Raw genomic sequence first — 7,711 nt, forward strand, 5'->3', positions numbered from 1 at the left:
CCTCCCCTGCGAAGGGGAGGGCCGGGGTGGGGTCGGCTGTCAGGCCAGATCGCCAAAGCGGCACTGAAGCGCAGTAATCGCCGTCAGGGCGGCGGTTTCGGTGCGCAGCACCCGCGGCCCCAGCAGCATCTCCTTGAAATCTTCCTGCACGGTACGGGCGATCTCGTCGCCGGACAAGCCCCCTTCCGGGCCGATCAGCAGGCGCACGCCGTGCTCGGGGATGGGCAGGGTGTTGATGCTGTAAGGGGCGCGCGGGTGCAGGTTGAGCTTGAGCTCCTGAGTCTCTTCCGCCAGCCAGGCGTCCAGCTCCATCGGCATGCGCACCTCGGGCACGGTATTGCGGCCGCACTGCTCGCAGGCACTGATCACCACCTTCTGCCACTGCTCGCGCTTTTTCTCCAGCCGATCGGCGGGCAGCTTGACGCCGCAGCGCTCGGAGAAGAGGGGCGTGATGCAGGTGACGCCGAGCTCCACGGATTTCTGGATGGTGAAGTCCATCTTGTCGCCGCGGCTGATCACCTGACCCAGGTGGATGGCAAGGGGGGACTCCACCGAGCGGGTCTCGCAACTGTCGATGGTCACTTCCACCGACTTCTTGCCGACGTTGGCGATGGTGGCGGGGTACTGGTGGCCGTCGCCGTTGAACAGCTCGAGCTGCTGGCCCGGCTGCATGCGCAGCACGCGGCCGATGTGGTTGGCACCGTCTTCCGACAGGGCGAGGGTCTGGCCAACCTGCAGGCTGGCCGGTTCATAGATACGTGGAATGCGCATGGCTGATAGTCAGTCTCTTGCTTGGAAACCCTTCAATACCCTACTGCACGGCGGCGAGCAAGGCTCGCGAGACAGAGAGTGAAGGGATTCAGGATGAGGGGGACGCTCCCCCTCCCTGGTCAAATGGGGTTATTGGCACTGCTTTTCAATGAAGGGATTGGTATTGCCCTGCAGCTTGCCGATACGGCGGTTGCGCTCGCACTCCCAGCGATCAGCCGGATACTGCCTGTCCCAGGCTTCGTAAAGCTTGCGCTGCTGTGCCGCCAGACGCAGTCCGTACTGCTGGCTCATGTAGAGGTAGGCGCGGGCGATCTGGCCACGCACCGGCCCCTTGGGCGGCTGCACCTGGCGCTCCTTGAAGTCCACCAGCATCTGGCACTTGCCGTACTGGTTCGGTTTGCCGTTCCAGTCGCTGAAGCGGAAGTTGGCCCGATCGCCGTTCACCTCGCCGATGGCGGGGAAGAGGTTGTGCATGTCTCCCTCCATCCTGTTGAACTCGTCGCTCTTGCCGCAATTCTTGCGACCTCCGTCCTGCCAGCACTGGAGCTGGTGGCCGAACTCCCAGGCGGGCACCACGTGCTCCCATTCGATGCGGGAGGCCCGCTCGGCCTGCTTGCGCGGCAGGTAGCCGCAGCTCTCCCAGTCGGGGGCCATCTTCTTGCCGCTGAACTTGATGTTGCAGCCGCAGTAGAAGGTGACGGGGTGGCTCTGGTAGAGCTTGTTCAGATCCTGCTTGGCGGCGCGAAAGGTCTGGATGTTGTCGGCATGGGCCGGGGCGCTGACCAGCAGGGCCAGGCAGAGGGAGAGCAGAGGGCGAAACATGAATATCCTTGGCAATGAGACAGTTGAATGAAGTAAGCGCGCACCCTATCACAGGAGCGCGACACGGGGTGACTCAATCCGCCGTCGTGTCGCGCTGCCACACCAGGGGCTGGCGACAGCGGCGGCAGTGATAGCGGGCCTCGCCACGCATCACCTTGTTGTGGCGGCGCACCGAGAGGGGATGCTGCTGGCAGGCGCAGGCATACACGAAGGTGCGCTGGGCCAGCACCCCCAGATCAAAGCTGTGGGTGGTGCTGGGTTCGAGACCGAACAGCTCCCGCATCACCGACTGCCACTGGCGGCCGTGGGGCAGTACCCGGCTCTTGCCGCGCCCCTCTCCCCAGAGCGCATAGACCAGCAGGTGCGCCACCTCGTGGGGCACCACTTCCCTGAGAAACGCCTGCTGATTGGCCTGATAGAGCGCCGGATTGAAACGCAGCTCCCAGGTTTGCAGCCGCGCAGACCCTGCCGCCCGGCCCCGCATGTTGCAATGGACTTGCGGGCGGGGAAAGGTGCGGCCAAGGCGCGTTTCAGCCTGTACAAAGCAGGCCTCGACGCGCGCGAGCAGCATCTCGATGAGGGCGGGGTCAAGCCGGGTGGCAGTGGCAGGCATGGGATCCTCGGGACGGACACAAAAGCAAAAGGGGAGCCAGGCTCCCCTTTTATCACAACCTCGAGCCTTACAGGCCGGCGGCAGCGCGCAGCAGCTCGGCCTTGTCGGTCTTCTCCCAGGGGAACTCGTCGCGGCCGAAGTGGCCGTAAGCGGCGGTTGCCTGGTAGATCGGGCGCTTCAGATCCAGCATCTCGATGAGACCATAGGGGCGCAGCTCGAAGAACTCGCGCACCAGCTTGACCAGCAGGGCTTCGGCCACCTTGCCGGTGCCGAAGGTTTCGACGCTGATGGAGGTGGGCTCGGCCACGCCGATGGCGTAGGAGACCTGCACTTCACAGCGATCCGCGAGACCTGCGGCCACGATGTTCTTGGCCACGTAGCGGGCGGCGTAGGCGGCGGAGCGGTCCACCTTGGACGGATCCTTGCCGGAGAAGGCGCCACCACCGTGACGGGCCATGCCGCCGTAGGTGTCGACGATGATCTTGCGACCGGTCAGACCACAGTCACCCATGGGGCCGCCGATGACGAAACGACCGGTCGGGTTGATGAAGTACTTGGTGTCCTTGTTGATCCACTCGGCGGGCAGCACCGGCTTGATGATCTCTTCGCGCACCGCTTCCACCAGATCGCTGTGGCTGATGGAGTCGCAATGCTGGGTGGAGAGCACCACGGCATCGACACCCAGGATCTTGCCTGCGTCGTCGTAGGCGAAGGTCAGCTGGCTCTTGGCGTCCGGACGCAGCCACGGCAGGGTGCCGTTCTTGCGCACTTCGGCCTGACGCTTCACCAGCAGGTGGGAGTAGGTGATGGGCGCGGGCATCAGAACGTCGGTTTCGTTGGTGGCGTAGCCGAACATCAGGCCCTGGTCACCGGCACCTTGCTCCAGCGGGTCGGTACGGTCGACGCCCTGGTTGATGTCCGGAGACTGTTTGCCGATGGCGTTCAGCACGGCGCAGGAGTCGGCGTCGAAGCCCATGTCGGAGTGGGTGTAACCAATCTCGCGCACGGTGTCGCGCACGATCTGTTCGATGTCGACCCAGGCAGAGGTGGTCACTTCGCCGGCTACCATCACCATGCCGGTCTTGACCAGGGTTTCGCAGGCGACGCGCGCCTTGGTGTCCTGCTGCAGGATGGCGTCCAGCACCGCATCGGAGATCTGGTCGGCGATTTTATCGGGATGGCCTTCGGAGACCGACTCGGAAGTAAACAGCTTTGCCATGTTTGGTTCTCGATTCGTAAGGGTTATCGCCTTGGCCATAACCGGATAATGACAGGATGACTGTAGAGGTATCTACATCTGGACGTCTATTTTAAATAGGTCATCCGGTGATTGCCAGCACTATTTGGGGGTGGAGCCGCCCGGGGCGGGACGGGGAAGGGATCCACCTCCATGGAGGTAAGGCAGGGGGCGGATTGAATCGTTTTCCCCGCCCAGAAAAGCGATTGTGCTCCCAAAGCCACTTTATTCGCCCAGATAATATTTGCACGCCGCGCCCCCTGCTGGGACAATAACGCGCCTTAATCTTGGCCATCAAATGAAGCAATCGCAGGAGATACAGATGCCTTCTCGTAAAGAGCTTGCCAATGCCATTCGTGCATTGAGTATGGATGCCGTTCAAAAAGCCAACTCCGGTCACCCGGGCGCCCCCATGGGAATGGCGGATATCGCTGAAGTGCTGTGGCGCAGCCACCTCAAACACAACCCGAACAACCCCAAGTGGGCCGACCGCGACCGTTTCATCCTCTCCAACGGCCACGGCTCCATGCTGCTGTACTCCCTGCTGCACCTCTCCGGTTATGACCTCTCCATCGACGATCTGAAAAACTTCCGCCAACTGCACTCTCGCACCCCGGGTCACCCGGAGTACGGTTATGCGCCGGGCGTTGAAACCACCACCGGTCCGCTGGGTCAGGGCATCACCAACGCCGTGGGCATGGCGATCGCCGAGAAGGCCATGGCCGAGCAGTTCAACCAGCCGGGTCACGACATCGTCGACCACTACACCTACGCCTTCATGGGCGACGGCTGCCTGATGGAAGGTATCTCCCACGAAGCCTGCTCCCTGGCCGGCACCCTGGGTCTGGGCAAGCTGATCGCGTTCTGGGATGACAACGGCATCTCCATCGATGGTCACGTAGAAGGCTGGTTCACCGACGACACTCCCAAGCGCTTCGAAGCCTACGGCTGGCACGTCATTCCGGCCGTTGACGGTCACAACCCGGAAGCCATCAACGCCGCCATCGAAGCCGCCAAGGCCGAGACCGGCAAGCCGACCCTGATCTGCTGCCGCACCATCATCGGCTACGGTTCCCCGAACAAGTCCGGCTCCCACGACTGCCACGGCGCACCGCTGGGCAACGACGAGATCGCCGCCGCCCGTGCCTTCCTGAAGTGGGACCACGCGCCGTTCGTCATCCCGTCCGACATCGCCGCCGAGTGGAACGGTCAGGAAAAGGGCGCCAAGCTCGAATCGGACTGGGCTGCCAAGTTCGCCGCCTATGAAGCCGCTCACCCGGCCCTGGCTGCCGAGTTCAAGCGCCGCACCACTGGCGAGCTGCCGGCCAACTGGGCTGCTGAATCCGCCAAGATCATCGAAACCCTGCAGGCCAACCCGGCCAAGATCGCGACCCGTAAAGCGTCCCAGAACTCCCTGGAAGCCTTCGGCAAGCTGCTGCCGGAATTCATGGGCGGCTCCGCGGATCTCGCGCCGTCCAACCTGACCATGTGGTCCGGCTCCAAGTCCTTGACTCCCGAGAGCGCCGCAGGCAACTACATCCACTACGGCGTGCGCGAGTTCGGCATGTCCGCCATCATGAACGGCATCGCCCTGCACGGTGGTTTCATCCCCTACGGCGCCACCTTCCTGATGTTCATGGAGTACGCCCGCAACGCCCTGCGCATGGCCGCCCTGATGAAGCAGCGCGCCATCTTCGTCTACACCCACGACTCCATCGGTCTGGGTGAAGATGGTCCGACTCACCAGCCGGTGGAGCAGATCGCCTCCCTGCGTCTGACCCCGAACATGAGCACCTGGCGCCCGTGTGACCAGGTAGAGTCCGCCATCGCCTGGAAACACGCCATCGAGCGTACCGACGGCCCGACCTCCCTGATCTTCTCCCGTCAGAACCTGGCCCAGATGGACCGCACCGCCCAGCAACTGGCCGATGCCGCCAAGGGTGGTTACGTGCTGAAGGATTGCGCCGGTACCCCGGAGCTGATCCTGATCGCCACCGGTTCCGAAGTGGAGCTGGCCGTGGCTGCCTATGAGCAGCTGACTGCCAAGGGCCGTGCCGTGCGCGTGGTCTCCATCCCGTCTACCGACGTGTTCGATGCCCAGTCCGCCGAGTACAAGGAGTCCGTCCTGCCGGCCGCCGTCACCAAGCGCGTGGCCATCGAAGCGGGCATCGCCGACTACTGGTACAAGTACGTGGGCTTTGGCGGCAAGATCATCGGCATGCGCACCTTCGGTGAGTCCGCCCCGGCCGAGCTGCTGTTCAAGGAATTCGGCTTTACCGTGGAAAACGTGGTGGCGACCGCAGAGTCCCTGTAATAGCTAATTGCTTTGTATAGAACTGAAAAGCGCCTCCCTTGGGAGGCGCTTTTTATTGGATGTTATTGGTGTATAAAAATTAACGACTATGGGAAATAAGATTCACTTCTGTAGCGTTAAATAATAGTATTCTTGCTAATCATATAATTTATAGGCATGAGGGCAAAATGACGCAGGAAGAAATTCAACTTTACACTGATATAGTTAAAGTCGGATTCCCTATCATGGGAACTGTTCTTGGTGGAGTAATTGGTGCTCTATCTACCTACTTCATCACTAAGCTCAATCATTCTAATGAAGACCGAAAAGATGCGATGAGGCGGCGTCAAGAGCTAATTATTGAAGCAGCAAGAGATATAACTGAGTTTGAGCATTTGATCGGAACCTATGCTACCGCGGTAAGTAACCATGTCAGAAATCTAGACGGTGGAATTGATATGGATGCGGCAAGGAAAGCAATTGTAAATAATAACCAAGCACTTCGTCGTGCAAGGATGACACTTAAAGTGTTAGGGCTTTCTAAAGCAGAGGGATATCTCGAAGAGTATATAGAGGTTACTCGTGAGATCATCGCATATGGGCCTAATATCAAGCCTGAAAGAATAGCAGTTATTTCAAAGGTAATAACTAAAGGACCAGTTGATTTTTATGAATCACTTGCTCCAGAGTTAGCTAATAATTCTGTGATAAAAAATAGATAAGGATGGAAATAATCATAGGTAAGTGAAGCTATTCATAATAGGCAATTGGGTTGTATGTACAGATCTAGTTATCACCTGACACCGGCCTCAAACCGGTGTCTTGTTTACGCTACTTTAGTGCGCACTTCCTTCGGTATCAATTTCAGACCCTTCTTGAACATGCTGTAGGGGGTCTGACCCTCCATCATCCTGCCCTGATGTGGCCGCTCGGTGTTGTAGTGTTCCAGGTAGCTATCCAGGTCTGTCTGCATCTGTTCTACCGACTCATACCAGGTCGTCCTCCCCTTGATACGGAAGTGCTCATCCAGCAGTGTGCGGTGCAACCGCTCGATAAAGCCATTGCTCTGCGGCCTGCGTACCTTGGTGGTCCGGTGCTCAATCCCCTCCAGTTGCAGGAACAGCTCGTAGGGATGATGGTCTGGGCGCCCACAGAACTCGCGCCCGTTATCTGACAGGATGGTATAGACCAGAGCCTCATGGGCTTCGAAGAACGGCAGTACCGTTTCATTGAGCACATGAACCGAGGTCACCGGCAGCTTGCTGGTGTAGAGCCGTCCCCAGGCATGGCGACTGTAGCAGTCCAGCACGGTTTGCAGATACACCTTGCCAACCCCCTTGAGCGCGCCGACGAAGAAGGTGTCAACCGCCACCAGTTCTCCGGTGTAGTGGACCTCAATCTGGCGTTCGCGAAACTCGGGGCTGAAGCGTTCTAACAGGCGGATCTGCTCGTCATTGAGCTCAATGGTCTGCTCCCGGTGGGTTTTCTCGAGGCGCAACAAGCGGTCATGCTTGGAGAGCAAGTCGTGACGTTGCCACACGCCACGCACACCGCCTGCACTGACGTTGATGCCTTGCAGAGCCAGTTCTTGCGCGACCCGCAGCGGGCCATGGGTTGGTCTGGTGAGAGAGTAATCGAGGATGGCTTGCTCAATCTCGGGAGCGACCCGGTTGGGATGAGCGCCTTTACAGCCGGGGAGTTTGTCGAGCAAGCCCTCGGCGCCATAGGTCTGGTAGTTACGGCGAATTTCGTAGAACTGCTGACGGCTGTAGCCGATGAGCTTGCAGGCTTTGCTGACATTATTGAGCTCTTTGGCGAGCTCTAGCAGGCTGAGTTTGCGACGTGCTACTTTCTCGTTGGTGGTCATACGGTGACTCCGGATAACACGGTAGGGGTACCGTTTTGTTATCCGGTTTGAAGCCGTATGACCACTCCCTTTTGTGGGCAACTGTCAGGTGAATACCATCTCCATACA

7 protein-coding genes are annotated in these 7,711 nt (G+C 59.7%); 2 read left to right on the forward strand and 5 right to left on the reverse strand.

Annotated features, from left to right (window positions below; all coding sequences use genetic code 11):
- Nucleotides 1–39 precede the first annotated feature (39 nt).
- The 4 genes from rsmE to metK all read right to left on the reverse strand — a co-directional run bounded on the left by rsmE (nucleotide 40) and on the right by metK (nucleotide 3,425).
- Nucleotides 40–771 (reverse strand): 16S rRNA (uracil(1498)-N(3))-methyltransferase, encoded by a 732-nt coding sequence (rsmE, locus tag AB5Y68_RS01920; RefSeq protein WP_039040143.1) that lies wholly within the window; start codon nucleotides 769–771, stop codon nucleotides 40–42.
- Nucleotides 772–900: 129 nt separating this feature from the next.
- Entirely contained in the window at nucleotides 901–1,593 is a 693-nt protein-coding gene (locus AB5Y68_RS01925) for an endonuclease (RefSeq protein ID WP_039040144.1), read from the reverse strand.
- Nucleotides 1,594–1,666: 73 nt separating this feature from the next.
- On the reverse strand, nucleotides 1,667–2,206 hold the full coding sequence (locus AB5Y68_RS01930) for a SprT family zinc-dependent metalloprotease (protein WP_039040145.1): 540 nt from the start codon (nucleotides 2,204–2,206) through the stop codon (nucleotides 1,667–1,669).
- Nucleotides 2,207–2,273: 67 nt separating this feature from the next.
- Nucleotides 2,274–3,425 carry a methionine adenosyltransferase gene (gene metK / locus AB5Y68_RS01935; protein WP_010673869.1) on the reverse strand — a complete coding sequence of 384 codons (1,152 nt, stop codon included), beginning with the start codon at nucleotides 3,423–3,425 and terminating at the stop codon, nucleotides 2,274–2,276.
- 340 nt (nucleotides 3,426–3,765) lie between these two features.
- On the opposite strand from metK, the gene tkt reads away from it, so the two are divergent.
- Entirely contained in the window at nucleotides 3,766–5,757 is a 1,992-nt protein-coding gene (gene tkt, locus AB5Y68_RS01940) for a transketolase (RefSeq protein ID WP_039040146.1), read from the forward strand.
- 167 nt (nucleotides 5,758–5,924) lie between these two features.
- Nucleotides 5,925–6,458: a hypothetical protein gene (locus AB5Y68_RS01945; protein WP_152610185.1), complete on the forward strand. Its 534-nt coding sequence runs from the start codon at nucleotides 5,925–5,927 to the stop codon at nucleotides 6,456–6,458.
- A 104-nt stretch (nucleotides 6,459–6,562) separates the two neighbouring features.
- Here AB5Y68_RS01945 and AB5Y68_RS01950 read toward each other — a convergent pair whose 3' ends face one another.
- Nucleotides 6,563–7,603: an IS481-like element ISAs19 family transposase gene (locus AB5Y68_RS01950; RefSeq protein WP_368206886.1), complete on the reverse strand. Its 1,041-nt coding sequence runs from the start codon at nucleotides 7,601–7,603 to the stop codon at nucleotides 6,563–6,565.
- Nucleotides 7,604–7,711 lie beyond the last annotated feature (108 nt).

Source organism: Aeromonas sp. R6-1 (assembly GCF_040908165.1).
Classification (GTDB): domain Bacteria; phylum Pseudomonadota; class Gammaproteobacteria; order Enterobacterales; family Aeromonadaceae; genus Aeromonas; species Aeromonas caviae.

What these genes read in the sequence shown, in the direction of transcription:
- AB5Y68_RS01930 (WP_039040145.1), bottom strand. Translation starts at nt 2,206, where the DNA reads ATGCCTGCCACTGCCACCCGGCTTGACCCCGCCCTCATCGAGATGCTG.
- AB5Y68_RS01925 (WP_039040144.1), bottom strand. Translation starts at nt 1,593, where the DNA reads ATGTTTCGCCCTCTGCTCTCCCTCTGCCTGGCCCTGCTGGTCAGCGCC.
- AB5Y68_RS01950 (WP_368206886.1), bottom strand. Translation starts at nt 7,603, where the DNA reads ATGACCACCAACGAGAAAGTAGCACGTCGCAAACTCAGCCTGCTAGAG.
- tkt (WP_039040146.1), top strand. Translation starts at nt 3,766, where the DNA reads ATGCCTTCTCGTAAAGAGCTTGCCAATGCCATTCGTGCATTGAGTATG.
- AB5Y68_RS01945 (WP_152610185.1), top strand. Translation starts at nt 5,925, where the DNA reads ATGACGCAGGAAGAAATTCAACTTTACACTGATATAGTTAAAGTCGGA.
- metK (WP_010673869.1), bottom strand. Translation starts at nt 3,425, where the DNA reads ATGGCAAAGCTGTTTACTTCCGAGTCGGTCTCCGAAGGCCATCCCGAT.
- rsmE (WP_039040143.1), bottom strand. Translation starts at nt 771, where the DNA reads ATGCGCATTCCACGTATCTATGAACCGGCCAGCCTGCAGGTTGGCCAG.